The sequence below is a fragment of the Rhodocytophaga rosea genome (assembly GCF_010119975.1).
In the GTDB taxonomy this organism is placed as follows: Bacteria; Bacteroidota; Bacteroidia; order Cytophagales; family 172606-1; genus Rhodocytophaga; species Rhodocytophaga rosea.
This window is the reverse complement of the sequence record NZ_CP048222.1, coordinates 6,855,197-6,875,183: the sequence shown is the minus strand read 5'-3', so window position 1 is coordinate 6,875,183 and position 19,987 is coordinate 6,855,197. Positions and strand designations below refer to the sequence as shown.

Genomic DNA, 19,987 nt, shown 5'->3' with positions numbered 1-19,987 from the left:
ATTAGTCAGAAAAGCTGCTTTTATCAAACCTCATCATTAGTATAAGCTTTCTGAATAAAAAGGTTGCAGGCAGATGAATAAAAATAGAAATCTCTGATTTTAATGATCAGCCATCAAACAATATAACCATCCAGGTATTTAAATAGTAGTATAATGGCGTTTCAGCCACTGGCTTAATCCTCCTAATCCGGGAAATAATACCCGTTCGGTAATATTCGCCTGGTCAAGTTTATCACGAATTTCCCATTTTAAGGAAGCCGGAATAATAATGCGGAAAAATAACTCGGGATGTTCCATGAGCCAGGTACTAAGCATGGCATCTACCTTCGACATCATAGAAAATAAGGCAAACTGGTGGATAATCCGCCCATCGAGCGAAGGAGGCTCCAGAAACAAGACAAACTCCTCTTCCTGTAAAGCAGCCAGTTGCTTTAAAGAAGCACATACTGGTTCCAGCATTTCCGGTGTAAATACATTTGAACCTTCATTTTCAATTGCCTCTTTCAAAGCCTTGGGCAAATACTGATTTGATTTTACATAGTTTACACACCAGATGGCGCCATCTGTTTTAAACTGGGCCGTATTGGCTGTCGCAAAATGCAACGCTACATAGGGCGAATAAGTCCAGTCGAGCAGGCGTGTAGGTAAGCCATGATGTTGTGCTACTGCCAGCCAGTTCCAGACAGAATGACCTGGAGAAGCGTTATTATGGGCATATTTTTTAAAATTACGCAGCAAATGAGGTTCTAACTGGTCAAATGAACCTCCCAGGCGAATAAGGCTGGTACGCAGGTCAAAATCTTTGTTGTACATGCCCCGGTACACATAAGATGACCGGTGGCGGTTTATACGTTTATCAAATGAGTCCTGGAATAAAGCTTCCTGTAATTCCTGCCAGTTGTGTACATAAATATCTTTATCGGTTTTCATAGCTGTAAACGCAGCAAAAAATTAATTTATAGTCGAATCGTATTGGTTCTTAGGTTCCAGGTTTCATTGCCCCTGGTTCCTGTTGTATATACGCAATAATCTGAGTATAGTCGCTGGGATGGAACCACCGGATTTCCGGATCTCTGGAAAACCAGGTGATCTGCCGTTTGGCATAGCGCCGGGAATTGCGTTTTAACAAGCGTATCATTTCCGTTTCATCGTATTTGCCATCCAGAAAGTCAAACACCTCTGTATAACCTACCGTTTGCAAGGCATTTTGCATCCGGTACGGTTGTAAACGCTTCACTTCTTCAACTAATCCCTCTGCCAGCATTGCATCCATCCTGGCATCAATACGTGCATACAATTCTTCCCGGTTGCGTTGCAAACCAATCTTAGTGAACCGGAACGGACGGATCGCTTTACTTTTTTTGCGGAAGGAGGAATATGGCTTTCCGCTTGCCAGGCAGACTTCCAGCGCCCGGATGATACGCTGCGGATTAGCCCGGTCTACACTAGCTGCATATTCCGGGTCGAGCTGGTCTAACTGGGAGAGCAATACCGGCAAACCTTCATTCATATAGATAGTATTTAACTGTTCCCGAATGCTTTCCTCTATTTCAGGCATTTCATCCATTCCTTCACAAAGCGCTTTTATATACAATCCTGATCCACCAGTTACAATTGCCACATTTGTATGTTTGTATAATTGCTCCAGGATCTGTAAGGCATCTCTTTCAAAATCACCGGCATTGTAACTATCTACAATGCTATGCGAATTAATCAGGTGGTGGGATACTCCTCCCCTTTCTTCCAGGCTTGGTTTAGCGGTTCCTATATTCATTTCCCTGAAAAACTGCCTGGCATCTGCCGAAATAATTTCTGCACCTAATTGCTTTGCCAGCCGCACACACAGATCTGTTTTTCCTACAGCCGTTGGTCCTACTACTACAATCAGGTTTTTGGTTGGATCATTCATGCTGCAAGTTACCCTTTCGCTGCCTTTTTTAGCGTTGTGAATAAAGTTTAATAGATTGTTAACACTCCGTTTATAAAATACCTCTAAAAAATTTCTTACTCCATACAACCCTTTTATAAAAAATAAGCACTTTAGGGCAGAAGGTTACCCTAAAGCATTGAGTTATCAACAAGACCCATACGAGCTTGAACTTTTACGGAACTGCCTGCGACAGGAAAGGAAGGCACAACGGGCATTATATGATAAATATAAAGATGCCATGTATACCTTGCTTTTCCGGATGCTGGCAGATGAAAATGAAGCGGCTGATGCCTTGCAGGATGCTTTTATTGAAGTATTTAAAAGTTTGCCGGCTTACATGGGTAAATCGTCACTGGGTGCCTGGATTAAAACAATCGTCATTCGCTCCGGACTATCCCGGCAGAAGAAAACCATAAGCTGGCAACCGGCTGATGAATTGGGAGTAGAAACACCGCTGGTTACCTGGGATGAAAACCTGACCGGAGCGTATCTGGAGAAAGCCATCCGGCAGTTACCGGAAGGCTACCGGAATATATTTCTACTCATTGAAGTGGAAGGATATACACACCGGGAAGTGGGTGAGCTATTGCACATTGCAGAAGGCACCTCCAAATCTCAGTTATACCAGGCAAAACGGATGTTACAACGATTATTGAGAGAGTTTATAGACTAATTATGAAAGAAAAAAATATTCCTATTCTGCATAAAACCATTGCACAGCTATCTATTTATCAGGCTCCAGATGCTGTATGGCAAAAAGTAGAAGAGGGTTTGGAAAAAAGTGAGGAATATTCATTTCCGGAGGCTGCAACTTTGGATGTGCACTTAGCGAAGGTACAAGCCAATTTGAAAGACTTAGCACACACACAACAAAAAATATTGAGCCAGGCAATCTCAGCATTGCCACAACATCAGGTAAAGAAAGATGTATTTGATCAACTCATTGATAGTGTAGAAGGGAAGAAGGAAGAAAGCAGGAATATCTGGTATTGGACAAGTGGCATTGCCGCCTCCCTGCTACTACTCATCGGATTTTTCTGGGTGCAACAATCATCAGGCAACGAAGAGCAGATTCAAATCACCTATAGCCAGGAAGTACTTACACCATTGGATTACAGACAAGCCGCAGAAACAACAGATACGACAGATGAAGTATTGGATTTTATCCGGCAGCATTGTGTACAGGTGGCTGAGAAATGCCAGGAACCTCAGTTTAAGGGTTTATACGAAGAATATTTACAGCTGCAGGAAGCGAAAAGTGAATTAGAAACGCAATTACACCTCCACCAGAATCAGCCTGATCTTGTACGGTATCTGATACGGGTTGAAAAGCAACAAACCGAAGTAGGCAAAAAATTGATACAGCAACTATTCAGCTAATGAAATCTCCAGGATTTAAAATAGGATTTGTCTTCTTTATACTCTGGTTGCTACTGCCAGAAAACAAACTGTTGGCCCAGACCAAAGTGCAAGTGGTGACCAAAACGGTTGAACAGCAATTTGTCTATAAAGCAGGAGAAAAGATTGAGATTGAAGGAGAAAAAGCAAACATTCAGGTAAAAGGCTGGAACCAGAAAGAGGTAAAAGTCATCCTTAAACTTATCTCTAAAGCACCTTCCCAGGAAACAGCCAGGCAGGAACTGGACTACCAGCGGTATATTCTAGAAAAAAAGAAAGAAACCCTGCATATCAAAAACTATTTTGTACTGCCTAAAGGCAAAAAAGACATACAAGCGCTGTTGCTGGCAGAATACGAAATATGGCTGCCCCAGGAAGCTACTGTTTCTATCGCCAACCTCTATGGCTCGATTCAGATGGAGAGCCTGCAGGGTAAACTTACATTTTCCTCCAGGTATGGTAACATTCTGCTTTCTGCCATTCAGGGAAAGGTACATATAAAAAGTTATTTCGGTGATTTTACCGCAAAAAATATAAGTGGCCATATACAGGGCAGCTTAGATCATACCAAAACAAGTATGGATGGCATCAGTGGAGATATTACTCTGACAAATAATCTGGGAGATATTATTCTAAGTAGTTTGAATGGAGTAAAATCCTTGCGTATTGATGCAGCTAAATCGGATATCAGCCTTATGGTGAAAGAAACCAGGCAATATCAGTACCGCTTTACTTCGGAGTTTGGAGAAATCACCATTCCCGATCATATAAATACATCTTTGGTACAGCATACATCCAGCATGGCCAGCTGGCAATCTGCGCAGGCAGGATTACCTCTTGTACAGGTTAAAACAACATTTGGAACGATTACTTTACAGGGACAATGAAGCGATTATTTATGCGGATGCTAAGTATTATAGCAGGTGTAGTGATCAGCCTGCAACTCGCCGTGGCACAGGAAAAAGTTACGCTACAGTCCGGAGAGGAAGAGATGGATTCTACCCAGTTTTCGGGACTACTTCGCTCCTACAACCAGATCATCCGGGTGCAGTCGGAAGAACTGGTATTGTTTAAAATTGATCTCTTAGGCCCGGCCTTATATGGATTGTCTTTCGGCGGGAAAAACGATTCTACGGCCCGTAATGTGAATAATGTAATCCGGCTCTCCGTGGAGAAAAAGTTCAGGCCAGACTGGTCCTGGATTGCTGGAACTACCATACAGGCTGACACCAGAGAAGTCCGGGATATAGGCATACTGGGGGGAGTACGTTATTATTATAATTTGAACCGCCGGATTCTGAAAGGAAAAAGTGCCAATAATTTTTCGGCTAACTATCTAAGTCCACAGCTTATCGCCCGCACCCGGCCTGGTAAAGACCAGCAGCAGGTGGCGTTGCAACTCCTGTATGGAATCCAACGGAGAATATTTTCCTGGGATATATTGATGCTAATGCCGGAATTTCGGGCAGAATAAAAAAATATCCGGAACAGAAAAGAAGGATGGAGCTTATTGCCGGAATTCAACTGGGAATCGCTTTTTAAGTTAACCTTTTCAATAGGTGTGTATCGTATGTAAAGTTGTTTCTGATGCTGTTAACCTAACCATTTTTCCATTTTAAATTATTGGCTATGAAAAGTATATATATTTTATATACCGGGCTATGCTTTTTCATTTTTGTACAGGCAAATGCCCAGACTGATCTTCCTGAGAAATCTACTTACCTGGAGTTAAGTCCGGGACTTACCTATCATCAGGTGAAAGACGATGCCATGTCTTTTGTCCGCTATCAGGGAGTGTTACCTACTTTGTCTTTTGGAATATGGAAAGAAAAATCAGACAGGAAATTAATTGAATGGTACCTGCCTTTGCAATTTGCAACCATCCGTTCTAACAATGCTAAAGGCTATCTTCCTATGAAGGCTACCATGTTCCGCTTTGACCTGGATTATGTGCACCTGCGGAAAATATTCAGGGAAAAAGAGCTTGGTAATAAAGCATTTTATCTGGGTGCTTCCCAGCATACCTTTCTTGATATCCGCTATGCGCCTCAGTTAGATAATAGCGCCATTGTATATGATAATTTTCATTCCCTGGGCATCAGTGGCGCTTTCCTGAGAACTTTCCAGATAGGCAACAAAAAAGTAAAACATTATCACCGCATCAGTATTCCGGTGCTTTCTTTTGGTACCAGGCCAGATTACATGAATACCTTTGATCTGATTGAACCTGGGGGAAATAATCCTATAAAAGATGCGTACCAGCGGGCTAGTTTCCACAGTTTTGGCTCTTTTCAGCGGATCATCATCCGGAATAGTTTATTCTATCCCATCCGGGCAACTAATCAACTTGGGCTCACCTACGAATGGCAAGCCTATAGCGCTGCTTTTACAGTGCCTATAAAAGCAGCTTCGCATACCCTTCGGTTTTCATTACTGGTTAATTTATAAAGTAGATTCTATGAAAAAGATAATGACTTGTTTCTCGCTTCTTCTGTTGCTGGCTGGCTGTGAAGAGGTATTTATTGAGAAAAATCCCACCAATGATCCTGTTACGAATTTTGATATTCTCTGGCAGGAGCTGGATAAAAAATACCCTTTTTTCGAATATAAAGGCATCAATTGGGATTCTATATACCGGGTATACCGGCCACAGATCCGCCAGGATATGGGCCGGGAAGAACTCTTTGATGTAATGGCCGCCATGCTCAATACCTTGCGGGATGGCCATGTGAATCTCCGTTCAGAGTTTAATATTTCTAAATATGAAAACTGGTTTCTGGATTATCCGGCCAACATCGATAAGGAATTATTAATTCGCAAGTATTGGGGAGATTATCACATCACCATTCCACTGATCAATACCATTATTCAAGATGTTGGATATATCTATTATGGCTCCTTTCAGGTTCCTATTTCGTCTCAAGATCTGGATTATGTGTTTAACCGGTTTAAGAATACCAAAGGCCTTATTATTGACATCCGGGGAAATGAAGGCGGAAATCCGGCTAATGGTTTTGCTATCCTGGAAAGAATCATTAATGAAAGAACATTTCTGTATCAGAACGCTTTTAAAAGTGGTCCGGGACGGAATGAGTTTGAACCATTCAATCAGGTATATCTGGACCCAGATTTCGAAAAAATCAGATTTGATAAGAAGATAGTGGTACTTACGAACCGGCGCTGCTATAGTGCAGCCAATTACTTTGCAGCCATGTGCAAAGCTGCAGGCATTACGCTAATTGGCGACCAGACCGGAGGCGGAGGTGGCGTACCAGCAGGTTCAGAATTACCAAATGGCTTTCATGTAAATTATTCATCGTCCGTTTGCCTGTTACCGAATGGATTCAATATCGAACATGGCATTCCGCCAGATATTGCTGTTTCGCTAAAGACAGAAGATGTAAATGCTGGAATAGATACTATTATTGAGCGAGCCTTGCAGGAATTCTAAATGTTTATCCTTTAAAATATTTATTAAACCAGGCCATGGGTATATCTGCTTCGTAAGAGCCATTTCGGCTGTTTATGCGCCTGTTCAGTTTGCCTTCAATTTGAAAACCCAATTGCTGATAAAAATGGATGGCTTTTGTATTACTTTCTCTGGCGATCAGTTCCACCCGGAGAATATCATTCCGGGTATTTTCTACTTCCTGCAATAAGTGTTGAAATAACATTCTGCCCAGACCCATGCCCTGGAACTGGGGATGAACGGCTATCGTAAGTTCACTCAACACATGGCTGAATACCCTGGGTTCTAAGGCATAGCTATGAATTTCTCCCATAATGGTTATTTCCTGTGGATGCTGGGCTATCAGGATGATTCCGGTTTTCAGGGATTTCATTACATTATTGGCTACATACTCCATGGTGATTTCATCTGCTTCTCTGGCCAGTCCGCCAACGTTGCTGGCCACTTCCCTGTAGAGTGAATGTATCTGTGGAATATCTTCTATTGTGGCACTTCGTAGGATTGGAGTCATAAATTCGGGGATGTTATACAAAAAAGGACAGCCAGATAAGCTGTCCTTTCATAAATATAAAAAATCTATTGGTTACGCTACTACTTCTTCTGGCTTCGCTGCATATTCTTCTACCGGCACGCAGGAACAAACGAGGTTCCGGTCGCCATAAGCATTGTCTACACGGCTGACAGATGGCCAGAATTTGCTGGCTTTTACCCATTCCAGCGGATACACAGCTTTCTGACGGCTATAAGGTCTTGTCCAGGAATCGACTAAGGCAACTTGTGCAGTATGCGGAGCGAGTTTCAATACATTCTGCTGTTTGTCGGCTTTGCCTTGTTCAACCTCCCGGATTTCTTCCCGGATGCTGATCATGGCTTCACAGAAACGGTCGAGTTCTTCTTTGGGCTCGCTTTCCGTTGGCTCTATCATCAGCGTACCGGCTACTGGGAAGGAAACCGTTGGCGCATGGAACCCATAATCCATCAGTCGTTTGGCAATATCTTCTACTTCCACCCCAAATTGCTTAAAACTCCGGCAGTCAATGATCATTTCATGGGCACAGCGGCCATTGCTGCCTGCATATAATACCGGATAATGTTCTTGCAGACGGGCTTTGATATAATTGGCATTCAGAATAGCCATTTCAGTAGCTCTTCTTAAGCCTTCGCCGCCCATCATTGAAATATAGGCATAGGAAATAGGCAGAATACTTGCACTCCCCCAGGGAGCAGCCGAAACGGCATGTATGGCTTTTTCTCCACCAGTTTGTACTACTGCATGTCCGGGCAGGAAAGGTGTTAAATGGGCTGCTACTCCGATCGGACCCATTCCCGGACCACCACCGCCATGAGGGATACAGAAGGTTTTGTGTAAATTCAAATGACATACATCTGCGCCAATGGTTGCCGGGCTGGTTAAACCTACCTGGGCATTCATATTCGCTCCATCCATGTATACCTGTCCGCCATTTTCATGAATCAGCTGGCAGATTTCCTGAATACTTTCTTCAAATACGCCATGGGTTGATGGATATGTCACCATTAAGCAAGACAAATTATCTTTGTATTTAATGGCTTTCTGTTTTAAGTCCGCTACATCAATATTGCCTCTTTCGTCAGTTTTAGTAACTACCACCTTCATTCCGGCCATTACTGCACTGGCTGGGTTCGTTCCGTGTGCAGAAGAAGGAATGAGGGCTACATCTCTATGCACATCTCCCCTGCTTAAGTGATAGGCCCGGATGACCATTAAACCGGCATACTCGCCTTGTGCACCGGAATTAGGCTGTAATGACATCGCCGCAAAACCAGTTACTTCACAGAGCCAGGCATTCAAATCACGGAAAATCTGCTGATAGCCTCCGGTTTGCTCGACTGGCGCAAACGGATGGATGTTTGAAAATTCTGGCCAGGTGACCGGGATCATTTCAGCGGTAGCATTCAGTTTCATGGTGCAACTACCCAGCGGAATCATGGAATGTGCCAGAGAAAGATCTTTATTTTCCAGCGATTTCATATACCGCAGCATTTCATGTTCGGAATGGTGCTTATTGAAAACCGGATGTTGCAGATATGCTGATTGCCTGGTAAGTGTGTCAGGAATAGTTAATGTAATGCTATTGGCAAGACCAATTATATCAAAATCTACCCGCAGGTTACAGGCTTCTGCAAATATCTCAACAATCTGTTCCACATCATCAATTGTTGTGGTTTCGTTGATAGAAATTCCAATGTAGGCATCTTCAAAATAACGGAAGTTTAGTTCATTGGCAACCGCCATCTTTTCAACCGCTTCCTTCTGATCATTGTTCTTCACTGCAATTTTGAGGGTATCAAAGTACACTTCATTTTCGATGGCAAAACCGAGTTTTTTCAGACTAGTTGCCAGTAAGCTGGTCAGGCCATACACCCTTTCGCCAATGGTGCGAATCCCTTTAGGGCCATGATACACGGCATAACTACTGGCCATTACAGATAATAAAACCTGTGCAGTACAGATATTAGAAGTAGCTTTTTCGCGGCGGATGTGCTGTTCCCGGGTTTGCAAGGCCATACGTAAAGCCCGGTTTCCCTGAGCATCAACAGAAACACCAATAATCCGGCCTGGAATCAAGCGTTTATACGCATCTTTAGTGGCAAAGAAAGCTGCATGTGGACCGCCATATCCCATCGGTACACCAAAACGCTGTGAAGAACCTACCACCACATCTGCCCCCATTTCACCGGGAGGAGTTAATAAAGTAAGGCTTAATAAATCGGCAGCAACGGCAACCGTAATATCCAGTTCGTGGGCTGTAGCAATCAGGGAAGTATAATCGTATACGGTACCATTATGGCCAGGATACTGGAGTAACAGGCCGAAAATAGAAGTATCCGTCAGGTCAGCAGAAATATGGCTGCCGGTTTTAATTTCAATACCCAGTGGAATAGCCCTGGTCCGTAATACATCAATGGTTTGCGGCAATACCAAGTCTGACACAAAAAATACATCCGCTTCTTTCCGGCTTCCCTTTCTGAGCGCATGCATTAACGTCATGGCTTCGGCGGCGGCAGTAGCCTCATCTAAGAGCGAGGCATTGGCTATTTCCATTCCGGTTAGGTCAATCACCATTGTCTGGTAATTAAGTAAGGCTTCCAGGCGGCCTTGGGCAATTTCAGCCTGGTAAGGTGTATAAGCGGTATACCAACCCGGATTTTCCATAATGTTCCGCAAAATCACTTTGGGAACAATACAATCATGATAACCTAAACCAATATATGATTTGAAAACTTTGTTCTGATGAGCAACTTTTTTAAAATCTTTCAGAAACTGATCCTCAGTTTTAGGAAGAGGCAAGTTTAATTCTTTTTTTAACCGGATGGTGCCCGGAACTGTTTGTGCGATGAGAGTTTCCAGAGAATCAACGCCAATGGTGCGTAGCATTTCTTCCACTTGTGACGCATCAGGCCCATTATGCCTGCTTTCGAAGGCCTCCGAATGAGTTAAGTTAATCTTCATGTGTATGGTTAAATGAAAATGAATGTTGATTTAAAACAAGATGTGAGCTATAAGTGTTCAGGAGAAAGATGGTCTAATTAAAGTTCGATTTATCAACAAATATACTACAGTTTTGGTTTTTACTGAAATGAATATTAGTAGCCATGCAGGTAAATGCTACTCAAAAAGCATGATTATTTTAAGCGAGTGGAATATTATTTGCTGCCATTGGCCTCTAGGCTAAACAATTATTTTGGATAAAGCCATAGGTGTGTTAGAGGCTTTGCTCGTATATTGCATATCACTGAAAAAATATCTTTACTCTTATATATGAAAAAAACAATCATGCTGTTGCTGCTAACAGGCTCAGGCTTTGCCGGTTTGTGCCAGCAGTCTTCTAAAGCGGTAGAATATGCAGCTACCATTACTGCCGGAGATCTATCTAAACATTTGCACATTATTGCCTCAGATAGCTTACAAGGCCGGGAAACCGGTGAAAAAGGGCAGAAAATGGCAGCAAACTATATAGCCGGCGAATTTTTTGACTATGGGTTGCAGCCGGTTGTCACCAATTCAGATAATGCTAAAAGCTATTACCAGCCATTTGAACTTGTCCGCAGAAGCTGGGGAGAGGTATTTGTAGAAACGGCCAAAGGCAAAAAAGAATTTCTTAAAGATTTCTTTTTCCTAGGCGATGTTACCATTCAAGAAGCTATTCAGACTGAAGTGGTTTTTGTGGGATATGGCATTGAAACCGACAAGTATTCTGATTATAATGATATTGATGTAGCAGGCAAAACGGTGCTGATCTGGAGTGGCGAACCCAAAGATAAAAAAGGAAACAGCCTGGTAAGCGGCACTTCCACAGAATCTGAATGGGCAGCCAGTTACCAGAAAAAAGCAGCGCTCGCCAGACAAAAAGGAGCTAGTTATGTGATTGTAGTTACTAAAGATCAGGATGCCCTGGATAAAACGCTCAATAACTACCGCAATTCTTTTATGCACCCTACGTTAGGCTTTCCGGATGCAAAGAAACTAAATACAGGCACTATGTTCGTTTCACCGTCAACAGCTGCTGATATACTAAACGTAAGCCCGGATAAGCTTAAAAAACAGCAGAAACGCATCAGTCGCCGGAAAAAACCATCCATCAATCCTGCTTCAATTACGATCAAAGCTGAACGGAAAGAGGCAATGGTAGGCACCGAAAATGTACTGGGACTTGTAGAAGGAACAGATAAAAAAGATGAGATTATTGTAGTGACGGCTCATTATGACCATGAAGGAATAAAAGACGGCAAAATTTATAATGGTGCAGATGATGATGGTTCAGGTACTGTGGCTGTGATCGAACTGGCACAAGCCTTTACCCAGGCCAAAATTGAAGGAAATGGGCCCCGGAGGAGCATGTTGTTTATGACAGTTACTGCTGAAGAAAAAGGCTTGTTGGGTTCAGATTATTATACCAGAAATCCGGTTTTTCCACTTCAAAACACTGTAGCCAACCTTAATATTGATATGATTGGCCGGGTAGATAAAGAGCATGAAGGCAATCCAGATTATATATATGTAATTGGCTCAGATAAACTATCAAGTGAATTACACAAGATTAATGAGGATGCCAATGCTTCACACACCAGGTTAAAGCTCGATTATACTTATAATGATCCCAACGATCCCAATAGATTCTATTACCGTTCCGATCATTATAATTTCGCAAAGAACCGGATACCAGTAGTTTTCTACTTCAATGGGGTACACGAAGATTATCACCAGCCAGGCGATGACGTAGAAAAGATTAATTTTCAAAAAATGGAAAAAATCACCCGGCTTGTGTTTCATACGGCCTGGGAGCTAGCCAACCGTGACCAAAGAATTGTGGTTGACAGCAACAAACAATAATAGCTGTAACGTATGCAGGCTTACCAGATAACCGGTAAGCCTTTTTTATATCATCATTCTTATTACGCCCTTTCTTATGAAAACTTCTGAACTTTTCCAGACTGCCGCAGAGAAAAAAACTTTTGATCTCAAGCACCGCAATACCATCAACTTTAATATGTCTAAGTACCATACAGCGGTAAAGTTGGGCTTAGGGCAGTATACGGATCATGAACTGGCCAGAAGCCGGGCATCTTATATTAAAACCCAGGCTATCGAAAACTTAGATAAATATCTGTTGCAGTTTGAAGAAAACTTCAAAAAACGGGGCGGAAAAGTAATATGGGCTGAAACCAAAGAAGAAGCGATAAAAGAAATACTTGCCATATTCGAACGAAAAAATGCCAGGATGGTAGTCAAGTCAAAATCTATGACTACGGAAGAAATCCATCTGAACGAACACCTGGAGCAGAATGGTATAGAAGCAGTTGAAACCGACCTGGGAGAATATATTGTACAGCTTGCCGGACAAAAGCCGTATCATATCGTAACACCGGCCATGCATATGTCAAAAGAGGACATCTCAGAGCTATTTTTTCAGAAGCTCAAGACTGCCCGCACCGACAATCCACAGGAACTCACCATGATTGCCCGCAGGCTATTGCGTGAGAAATATGTAACGGCTGATATAGGAATCAGCGGTGCCAATTTTATTATTGCAGATACAGGGGCAATTGCTATTACAGAGAATGAAGGAAATGCCAGGTTATCAACCACTTTTCCCAAAACACACATTGCCATTGTAGGCATTGAAAAAGTAATTCCCAGCTTACAAGACCTGGATCTATTCTGGCCATTGCTGGCTACCAGTGGTACTGGTCAACAGGTGACAGTGTATAGCACGATTCTTTCCGGCCCCAGACAACCCGGAGAAACAGATGGCCCGGAAGAGATGTATTTGGTGTTACTGGATAACGGCAGAACAAACTTATTAAATGAACCTGATAAACGCCAGGCCTTGAATTGTATCCGGTGTGGCGCCTGTTTAAATGCATGTCCAGTATACCGCAATATTGGTGGACATACCTATGAATCTACCTATAGTGGTCCTATTGGTTCCGTAATTACCCCTCATTTGGAGGGAATGAGCGAATTTAAACATTTAAGTTATGCCAGTTCCTTATGTGGGGCTTGCAGTTCGGTTTGCCCGGTACGAATAGACATTCACAATTTACTACTGCTCAACAGACGGCAAAGTGTTGTAGAAGGCTTATCAGATAAAGCTGAGAAATTAGGCTTTAAGATGTGGGAAAGAGGAATGAAAAGTAGAAGATTGATGAATTTAGCTGGAGCAGGTTTGAAGAATATGGCTTTGAAGGTTCTTTTTAAAGATACCTGGGGAAGACGGCGATTAACACCAGTCTTACCCCCAAGATCCTTCAACCAGCTATGGAAAGAAAAACGTAATAAATAACCTTTGTTCAACCAGCTCTAAAGATTACTATCGTTATTTCTTACGAAGTAAAAATAGCACATAGAGGTTGATTGCAAAAAGATTTTAGATGAAAATATAGTTTTTTTAGATAAAAACAAAAAAATAAGGGATAAAACTAAAATTTAATTCTGTTTCAGTTGATGGGTGTTAAAATTTTCGGTAAATATTTGCTTCCTCATTCTATTACAATATCAAACCTTGCCATTTTGAATTAGCATTTAGTTAACTTGACATTTTAAGATGTTTCCATAGCAAAGCCAGAGCATAAATGCCCTGGCTTTGCTATGGAAACTGGATTTTAGAAAAGAATAAACTACTTAGTATTGAGTGCAATCGGGCTCCAAGTATCTATTTTGTTCTTACCAGTCTGCCCTTATTATAGTACTCTGTACGAAGCAAGTTCCCCTGATAAGCGAAATAATGCCACTCATTTACTTTTTTACCGTTATACAGTGAACCTTTAGACTCAACCTGACCATTTTGATAATAATATTCCTGATACAACAGATTCTCTACACCATCAGCGAATGCTCTATACAAGGAAGGTTTGCCATTTGCATAATACTGACGGTATTCCCCAACCTGTTTACCCTGTTTATAATTTCCTTTACAATATACCTGTCCACTATGGTAGTAGCCAACAAACTCGCCATTGTGTTTATCATTCTGGTAGCTATACACATAAAACACATTGTCCTGGGGAAGGTCCAGGAAGGTGCCATTCTTTTTACCTTTTTCCAGAATACCATGGAAGTACAATAAGGTATCTCTACGAATGCTGGCAGAGAAATTATTAAAATGGTCTCTATTGGCATATTCCACAAGCTGGTCGAGGGTAACATAGCCAGCGATCAGTCTTTTACTGGTATAGAGATAATGTATAACGGTGTGGTTTCTAACCAGATTATTATCATCATCGTAGCCATCATGGAGAATGATGCTTTTTTTAATTTGCTGCGCCTGAATACTTGTAGTAATAGTATACAATATCAGAAAGATGATTAAGGCAGGTTTGCAAGCCATGTTTTTCAAACCGGTTTAGGGGTATACATTCATATTTCAAAGAGGGCAAATCTGTTAATTAAACTTTTATCTGTACAGAACAATTTACTATTAATTCAATACTTCATCAACAAACAAGCAGATATTTTTTGTACCCTTGGGAAAGGTATTTACCAGCCTGATTATGGATTCTAATCATATGTATAAGTTATGATGCCATCCTTTAAGCTATTTTGAATGTACAAAAGCCTGAATATGCTAATGACCTGAGTATATAATATGATTCATCACAATGTATTCTTATTAAAATGGCTAAAATAAAAATCCCGTTGAACGCTTAAGCTCAACGGGATTTAATAAATTTATTTACCGATTAGTAGGTCTCTTTTAAAGTTTCGCCTACAATTCTATGATTCATTTTTTCCTTTACATAATCATAGCTATAACGGGTCATTAACGTAGCATCTCCATATACTCTTTCATAATATGCCTGCGCCTGGCTATGACCGATCAATTTAGCTAAACGCTGTACCAATGTTGTGATTTCTATATATTGTTGACTGTTCATGATTTCTTAGTATATAATAAAACTAATTTTCTACACTCAAATATTCCCAATTTTAATTACAATTAGTATGCACAAACTCAAATAATATTACACTCACTAAAAAGGGGCTTTTTTCCGGAATTATTCAGCGAAAATCAACATCTCTCAAACCATTTTTGCCAACCCCTTCTTTATCTATCTGTGCATAAACTATGCCATTGGGCTTTATAAATTTTGCAACAATATATTGGAATATTATGATACAATGCAAATAAAAGTCTAAAAAATTTTAATTTTTTTAATAATTATTGGGATATAAGTTATAACTCCAAAATTATATTTTTGTTCAGCGAGGTTCTGCAATTTATTAAGTACAGAGAATGAGTGCATTGTGTTTTTGGAATACTATTTTTAGTAAGCACATAAAACAGAAATATAATAAAGCAGAGAAAAAGTGATGTTACTATGAGTTTCTAAAAAAGATATGACATTATTTATCACAAAAATAAAAGCAGGGATACAGCTAAATGCCCCCTGCTTTCTAAAGATAAGCCTACAAAATGTTGTCAGAATATAAAAAACATAAAATAGATATATTTATTTTTCTCTAATAAGTACACCATCAGCTTCAAATTGTAGGGAGGACTGTGGCTGAGTAATTTTGGCAATCTCTTTTTCTGATTTTCCAGCATCCTCCGCATAATGACGCAACTGGGCTACTGTAAGTGTTTTCTGAAAGGCTTTTCCATTCAGTATTACTTGCTTGCCCACAATATCTTTGGGAACGAAAAAGCCATAATCTTTAAACTTCACCAGCATTTCCTGGCCTTTGCCAATATCTACTTTCAGCCAGCAGCCTTTCGCCTGACATACTTCCTTCACCGTTCCGGCTGTTTGTAACAGCAGAGAATCTTTACCAGCGAGTTTATCGGGTATTACCTGAAAAGGAACGGGATTATTAGCTGAAAATGCTTTACCAAATGCTTGTTCCTGCGTAGTAGTTTGGGCCAATAGGGTGATAGAAGTGAATAACCCTAATAAAACGACAAGTATAGAAGCTTTTTTCATAAGAGATCAGGTTGTAAATAATGGTCAGAATATTTCATAAGCCCGGCCTACTTTACCTTCCATAAAGTTGAGGAAGGCTTTATTTACTACGCCATTCCCTCCCCGAGTAGGATAATCACCGGTGAAATACCAGTCACCAGTATGATTCGGACAAGCTTTATTGAGGTTTTTTACTGTCTGATAAATAACATCCACTTCTGCTTTTAAACCTCTGGGGCGTACGATTTCAGCAATTTTTTTGGATACCTGCTCGTCGGTAAAAGGTTCATAGAGCGCTTTTACAAAATTTTCCTGTTGTCCTCTTCCTTCAAGCAAAGCAAAGCGGGTTTTTGCCTGTACATCATCCAGCATGTTTTCTATTTTGCGTTCTTTCAATAAGGCTAACATCGCCCGGAAAGCCACAAATTCCTTCATTTTCGACATGTCGATGCCATAACAATCGGGAAAACGTACCTGAGGTGCAGAGGAAACAATTACAATTTTTTTAGGTCCCAGCCTGTCGAGCATACGCAGGATGCTTTTCTCAAGGGTGGTGCCCCGCACAATCGAATCATCCACCAATACCACTGTATCAATTCCTTTCCGGATTACTTCATAGGTGGTATCATATACGTGAGCCACCAGGTCATCCCGGTGGGCATCGTCAGTGATGAATGTGCGCAATTTGGCATCTTTAATCACTAGTTTTTCTACCCTGGGCCGGAAAGAAAGGATTTTATACAATTCATCTCCTTTTACTTTACCTTCAAGAATTACTTCTTTCCGCTGCTGCACAAGAAAATCCTGCAAACCTTCTACCATCCCCAGAAATGCAGTTTCAGCGGTATTGGGGATATAGGAGAAAACCGTATTTTCCAGGTCATATTCTACTGCTTCCAGTACTTGCGGAACCAGTAATCGCCCCAGCTCTTTCCGTTCATTGTAAATATCCGGATCGGAACCGCGGGAGAAATAAATACGCTCAAAGCTGCATGATTTCTTTTCCAAGGGTTCAATGAATTTATATTCACCATATTCACCTTCCTTATTCACAATTAAGGCATGGCCAGGCGTAATTTCTTTAATCTGGCTGTAATCTATATTAAACGTAGTTTTGATAGCCGGTTTTTCAGAGGCAACTACAACCACCTCATCATCAGCATAATAGTAGGCCGGACGTATGCCAGCCGGGTCACGGGCCACAAAGGAAGATCCATGTCCCATAATACCTGCCATGGCATATCCTCCATCAAAATCCCGGCACGAACGCCGAAGAACCCTGGGAATGTCCATTTTCTCTTCAATGATATGCGACATCTCCTCATTGGTATACTGGTCTTTGTATAACTCAAAAATCCGCTGATTTTCTTCATCCAGAAAATGGCCAATTTTCTCCATCACGGTTACGGTATCTACCTTTTCCTTGGGATGCTGACCCAGAGAGATAAGTTTTCCAAACAGGTCATCTACATTGGTCATATTGAAATTACCGGCTACCACCAGGTTGCGGCTGCGCCAGTTATTTTGCCGGAGCATCGGATGGCAGTTTTCCACACTATTCATTCCGTGGGTACCATAGCGCAAATGTCCCAGTAATACTTCGCCCGTAAAAGCTACATTTTCTTTTAACCATTCTGCATCTTTGGCATGTGCCTTATTATGCTTCATGGACTTTTTAAATTTCTTATTAATTTTTTCGAAAATAGAAGTAATGGGCTGAGTGTCGATGGAGCGATAACGGCTGATATACCGGCTGCCTGGTTTGACCCCGATTTTAATCACCGCTACTCCTGCGCCATCCTGTCCCCGGTTATGTTGTTTCTCCATCAGCAGGTAGAGTTTATTGAGGCCATATAAGGGAGTGCCGTATTTTTCTATGTAATAACTGTAAGGCTTACGTAACCGGATGAATGCAATGCCACATTCGTGCTTAATTTGGTCGCTCATAAAAGCTGAAAGTAAATTTCGGGGTTAATGGGAAATAGAATACAAAATAACGCAAAAACAGCAAACATTCGAAATAGTCTTTAGTCTTTCGTCGCCGGCCTTTAACTCTTCCCTTCATTCTCTCCAAAGACTAAAGACCAACGGCTTATTTAAACTGTATGCTTGCAATCATATTCATCAGCCAGTCTGCTTTAAAGAAAAACAGCAATAACGGAATTAAAATGAATATGACAAGCCATCTATTATACATACCCAAATTTATAGAAATGGGTTCACTTGCCTGCCTGAAAAACATGAAAAAAGGAATCCGTAGGTAATAGAACAAGGCCACCACTATATTAAATAAGCCGATTACAAATAAAGTCAGCAGCCAGCTGTTTTTACTACTTTGCCAGGCTTGCCAGAGGGCAGAAAACACAAATACTTTGGCAGTAAAACCGGCAGTAGGTGGCAGTCCGGTAAGCGCAATCATTACCAGTAGAAAGGCAATACCCAGAAATGGAGTTGTTAAGCCTATCCCTTTGTAATCCTGAACCATTTCCGATCCTGTTTGTTTTTGAAGCTCATCAATTAATAGAAATACGCCAAAGTTCATAAACAGATACACTGTCAGGTAAAACAGTACTGCCTGCCAGCCTGCTGTGTTTGCACTTACAATGCCAATGAGAATAAAGCCAGCATGGGCAATGGAAGAAAAAGCCAGCAGGCGCTTTACCTGGTTTTGCCACAAGGCGGAAAAATTTCCAACCAGTAGGGTAATTAAGGTAATAGCAGCCAGCAAATGGGTTAAACTGATTGTTCCTATGGAAAGCGAAGGATTAGCCACAAAAAAGCGAAGCAGTACAACAAATGCAGCGGCTTTAGGAGCCACAGAGAAAAAGGCTACAATAGGCGTAGGCGTTGCCTCATAGATATCTGGTGTCCAAATATGAAAAGGCACTGCACTGATTTTAAATAACAAACCACATAGTATGAGTGTAAGGGAAAGTAATACTGGCAATAAAGGTAAATCTTGTAATGCAGTTGAAAATCCAGGTTCATACCAGGACAAGTTTCCGGTCAATCCATACAGCAACGACATGCCATATAGCATAATGCCTGAACTCATCGCACCGAACAATAAATATTTCAACCCGGCTTCTGCTCCTTTTTTGGCATTACTGAATGTAGCTAAAACATAAGAGCAGATTGAAACCAGTTCAATCGCCAGATACAACATCAGCAGGTTGACAGACATCACCATCAGACATAAGCCCAGTAACATTGCTATTAATAATGAGAAAAAAATGCCGGTTCTGCCATATTGGGCTTCTTTCTGATAACGGCTGTTCAGCGTGAGAAGTACGGTAAAAACTGCAGAGAGAATTAGAAGTATCTTAACAAATACAGCCATTCCATCCAGCCGGAGCATTTGCAGGAAAAGCATAGCCGGATTTTCATTATAAGGCCATTGTAGAAAAACCGTATATCCCACGATCAGTAAACCAGCCAGGGTAAGTACTAGAAACGGGATGAATGCTTTTTTGGAAAAAACAATATCAGTTACAATCAACAATAGAAATAACAAAACCAGTCCTGCCTCAGGAATAAATCCGGATAAACTCCTGGTGATTTGCTCAAGTGCACTGTTCAGTTGACTGGGAAACAAGCGTTAATATGGATGAATGAGTATATGTTAACTTTCCTCCGGCAATATAGGACGATCTGAATTGAATGGTGCAATAAAAGTACAAATTTGTACAGATAAATCAACCAGTTCGTCATCTGCTGTTATCAGAAGCAGATATTTACAGGCATCC

Annotated in this window: 17 protein-coding genes; 8 read left to right on the top strand and 9 right to left on the bottom strand. The window is 41.2% G+C overall.

The genetic code is table 11. From position 1 onward, the window contains the following. Positions 1-138: 138 nt before the first annotated feature. Positions 139-930 carry an FRG domain-containing protein gene (locus tag GXP67_RS28350; RefSeq protein WP_162446254.1) on the bottom strand — a complete coding sequence of 264 codons (792 nt, stop codon included), beginning with the start codon at positions 928-930 and terminating at the stop codon, positions 139-141. 49 nt (positions 931-979) lie between these two features. Next, positions 980-1,909: a tRNA (adenosine(37)-N6)-dimethylallyltransferase MiaA gene (gene miaA / locus GXP67_RS28345; RefSeq protein WP_162446253.1), complete on the bottom strand. Its 930-nt coding sequence runs from the start codon at positions 1,907-1,909 to the stop codon at positions 980-982. 157 nt (positions 1,910-2,066) lie between these two features. On the opposite strand from miaA, the gene GXP67_RS28340 reads away from it, so the two are divergent. From GXP67_RS28340 to GXP67_RS28315, 6 genes are all read left to right on the top strand, one after another. Beyond that, a complete protein-coding gene (locus tag GXP67_RS28340; protein WP_232064636.1) occupies positions 2,067-2,603 on the top strand; it encodes an RNA polymerase sigma factor in 537 nt (178 codons plus the stop codon). 2 nt (positions 2,604-2,605) lie between these two features. After that, positions 2,606-3,310 carry a hypothetical protein gene (locus GXP67_RS28335; protein WP_162446252.1) on the top strand — a complete coding sequence of 235 codons (705 nt, stop codon included), beginning with the start codon at positions 2,606-2,608 and terminating at the stop codon, positions 3,308-3,310. After that, a complete protein-coding gene (locus tag GXP67_RS28330) occupies positions 3,310-4,215 on the top strand; it encodes a DUF4097 family beta strand repeat-containing protein (protein WP_162446251.1) in 906 nt (301 codons plus the stop codon). The genes GXP67_RS28335 and GXP67_RS28330 overlap by 1 nt, the downstream gene beginning before the upstream one ends. After that, entirely contained in the window at positions 4,212-4,802 is a 591-nt protein-coding gene (locus GXP67_RS28325; protein ID WP_162446250.1) for a hypothetical protein, read from the top strand. The genes GXP67_RS28330 and GXP67_RS28325 overlap by 4 nt, the downstream gene beginning before the upstream one ends. 155 nt (positions 4,803-4,957) lie before the next feature. Beyond that, a complete protein-coding gene (locus GXP67_RS28320; RefSeq protein ID WP_162446249.1) occupies positions 4,958-5,776 on the top strand; it encodes a hypothetical protein in 819 nt (272 codons plus the stop codon). Between the two features lie 10 nt (positions 5,777-5,786). Next, positions 5,787-6,779, top strand: coding sequence for a S41 family peptidase (locus GXP67_RS28315; protein ID WP_162446248.1), 993 nt, complete (start codon positions 5,787-5,789; stop codon positions 6,777-6,779). Positions 6,780-6,783: 4 nt separating this feature from the next. Here the strand turns inward: GXP67_RS28315 and GXP67_RS28310 are convergent, their stop codons facing one another. Further along, positions 6,784-7,308: a GNAT family N-acetyltransferase gene (locus GXP67_RS28310; RefSeq protein ID WP_162446247.1), complete on the bottom strand. Its 525-nt coding sequence runs from the start codon at positions 7,306-7,308 to the stop codon at positions 6,784-6,786. 72 nt (positions 7,309-7,380) lie between these two features. Further along, positions 7,381-10,290: an aminomethyl-transferring glycine dehydrogenase gene (gcvP, locus tag GXP67_RS28305; protein WP_162446246.1), complete on the bottom strand. Its 2,910-nt coding sequence runs from the start codon at positions 10,288-10,290 to the stop codon at positions 7,381-7,383. Between the two features lie 309 nt (positions 10,291-10,599). Between gcvP and GXP67_RS28300 the strand changes: the two genes are divergently transcribed. Both GXP67_RS28300 and GXP67_RS28295 read left to right on the top strand, forming a co-directional pair. After that, entirely contained in the window at positions 10,600-12,171 is a 1,572-nt protein-coding gene (locus GXP67_RS28300; protein ID WP_162446245.1) for a M28 family peptidase, read from the top strand. 76 nt (positions 12,172-12,247) lie between these two features. Beyond that, positions 12,248-13,624, top strand: a complete 1,377-nt coding sequence (locus tag GXP67_RS28295; RefSeq protein WP_162446244.1) for a LutB/LldF family L-lactate oxidation iron-sulfur protein — start codon at positions 12,248-12,250, stop codon at positions 13,622-13,624. 369 nt (positions 13,625-13,993) lie between these two features. Here the strand turns inward: GXP67_RS28295 and GXP67_RS28290 are convergent, their stop codons facing one another. The 5 genes from GXP67_RS28290 to GXP67_RS28270 form a co-directional block, all read right to left on the bottom strand. Continuing rightward, positions 13,994-14,668: a toxin-antitoxin system YwqK family antitoxin gene (locus GXP67_RS28290; RefSeq protein WP_162446243.1), complete on the bottom strand. Its 675-nt coding sequence runs from the start codon at positions 14,666-14,668 to the stop codon at positions 13,994-13,996. A 352-nt stretch (positions 14,669-15,020) separates the two neighbouring features. Continuing rightward, complete coding sequence (locus GXP67_RS28285) at positions 15,021-15,215, bottom strand: hypothetical protein (protein WP_162446242.1); 195 nt, start codon at positions 15,213-15,215, stop codon at positions 15,021-15,023. 576 nt (positions 15,216-15,791) lie between these two features. Beyond that, on the bottom strand, positions 15,792-16,262 hold the full coding sequence (locus tag GXP67_RS28280) for a DUF4920 domain-containing protein (RefSeq protein ID WP_162446241.1): 471 nt from the start codon (positions 16,260-16,262) through the stop codon (positions 15,792-15,794). A gap of 24 nt (positions 16,263-16,286) precedes the next feature. Beyond that, the gene (locus GXP67_RS28275; RefSeq protein WP_162446240.1) at positions 16,287-18,188 is read right to left on the bottom strand and encodes an amidophosphoribosyltransferase; all 1,902 of its coding nucleotides are present in this window, start codon (positions 18,186-18,188) and stop codon (positions 16,287-16,289) included. A 145-nt stretch (positions 18,189-18,333) separates the two neighbouring features. Then, positions 18,334-19,836 (bottom strand): NADH-quinone oxidoreductase subunit N, encoded by a 1,503-nt coding sequence (locus GXP67_RS28270; protein WP_162446239.1) that lies wholly within the window; start codon positions 19,834-19,836, stop codon positions 18,334-18,336. Between the last annotated feature and the right edge of the window lie 151 nt (positions 19,837-19,987).

What these genes read in the sequence shown, in the direction of transcription:
- GXP67_RS28350 (WP_162446254.1), bottom strand. Translation starts at nt 930, where the DNA reads ATGAAAACCGATAAAGATATTTATGTACACAACTGGCAGGAATTACAG.
- miaA (WP_162446253.1), bottom strand. Translation starts at nt 1,909, where the DNA reads ATGAATGATCCAACCAAAAACCTGATTGTAGTAGTAGGACCAACGGCT.
- GXP67_RS28335 (WP_162446252.1), top strand. Translation starts at nt 2,606, where the DNA reads ATGAAAGAAAAAAATATTCCTATTCTGCATAAAACCATTGCACAGCTA.
- GXP67_RS28330 (WP_162446251.1), top strand. Translation starts at nt 3,310, where the DNA reads ATGAAATCTCCAGGATTTAAAATAGGATTTGTCTTCTTTATACTCTGG.
- GXP67_RS28325 (WP_162446250.1), top strand. Translation starts at nt 4,212, where the DNA reads ATGAAGCGATTATTTATGCGGATGCTAAGTATTATAGCAGGTGTAGTG.
- GXP67_RS28320 (WP_162446249.1), top strand. Translation starts at nt 4,958, where the DNA reads ATGAAAAGTATATATATTTTATATACCGGGCTATGCTTTTTCATTTTT.
- GXP67_RS28315 (WP_162446248.1), top strand. Translation starts at nt 5,787, where the DNA reads ATGAAAAAGATAATGACTTGTTTCTCGCTTCTTCTGTTGCTGGCTGGC.
- GXP67_RS28310 (WP_162446247.1), bottom strand. Translation starts at nt 7,308, where the DNA reads ATGACTCCAATCCTACGAAGTGCCACAATAGAAGATATTCCACAGATA.
- gcvP (WP_162446246.1), bottom strand. Translation starts at nt 10,290, where the DNA reads ATGAAGATTAACTTAACTCATTCGGAGGCCTTCGAAAGCAGGCATAAT.
- GXP67_RS28300 (WP_162446245.1), top strand. Translation starts at nt 10,600, where the DNA reads ATGAAAAAAACAATCATGCTGTTGCTGCTAACAGGCTCAGGCTTTGCC.
- GXP67_RS28295 (WP_162446244.1), top strand. Translation starts at nt 12,248, where the DNA reads ATGAAAACTTCTGAACTTTTCCAGACTGCCGCAGAGAAAAAAACTTTT.
- GXP67_RS28290 (WP_162446243.1), bottom strand. Translation starts at nt 14,668, where the DNA reads ATGGCTTGCAAACCTGCCTTAATCATCTTTCTGATATTGTATACTATT.
- GXP67_RS28285 (WP_162446242.1), bottom strand. Translation starts at nt 15,215, where the DNA reads ATGAACAGTCAACAATATATAGAAATCACAACATTGGTACAGCGTTTA.
- GXP67_RS28280 (WP_162446241.1), bottom strand. Translation starts at nt 16,262, where the DNA reads ATGAAAAAAGCTTCTATACTTGTCGTTTTATTAGGGTTATTCACTTCT.
- GXP67_RS28275 (WP_162446240.1), bottom strand. Translation starts at nt 18,188, where the DNA reads ATGAGCGACCAAATTAAGCACGAATGTGGCATTGCATTCATCCGGTTA.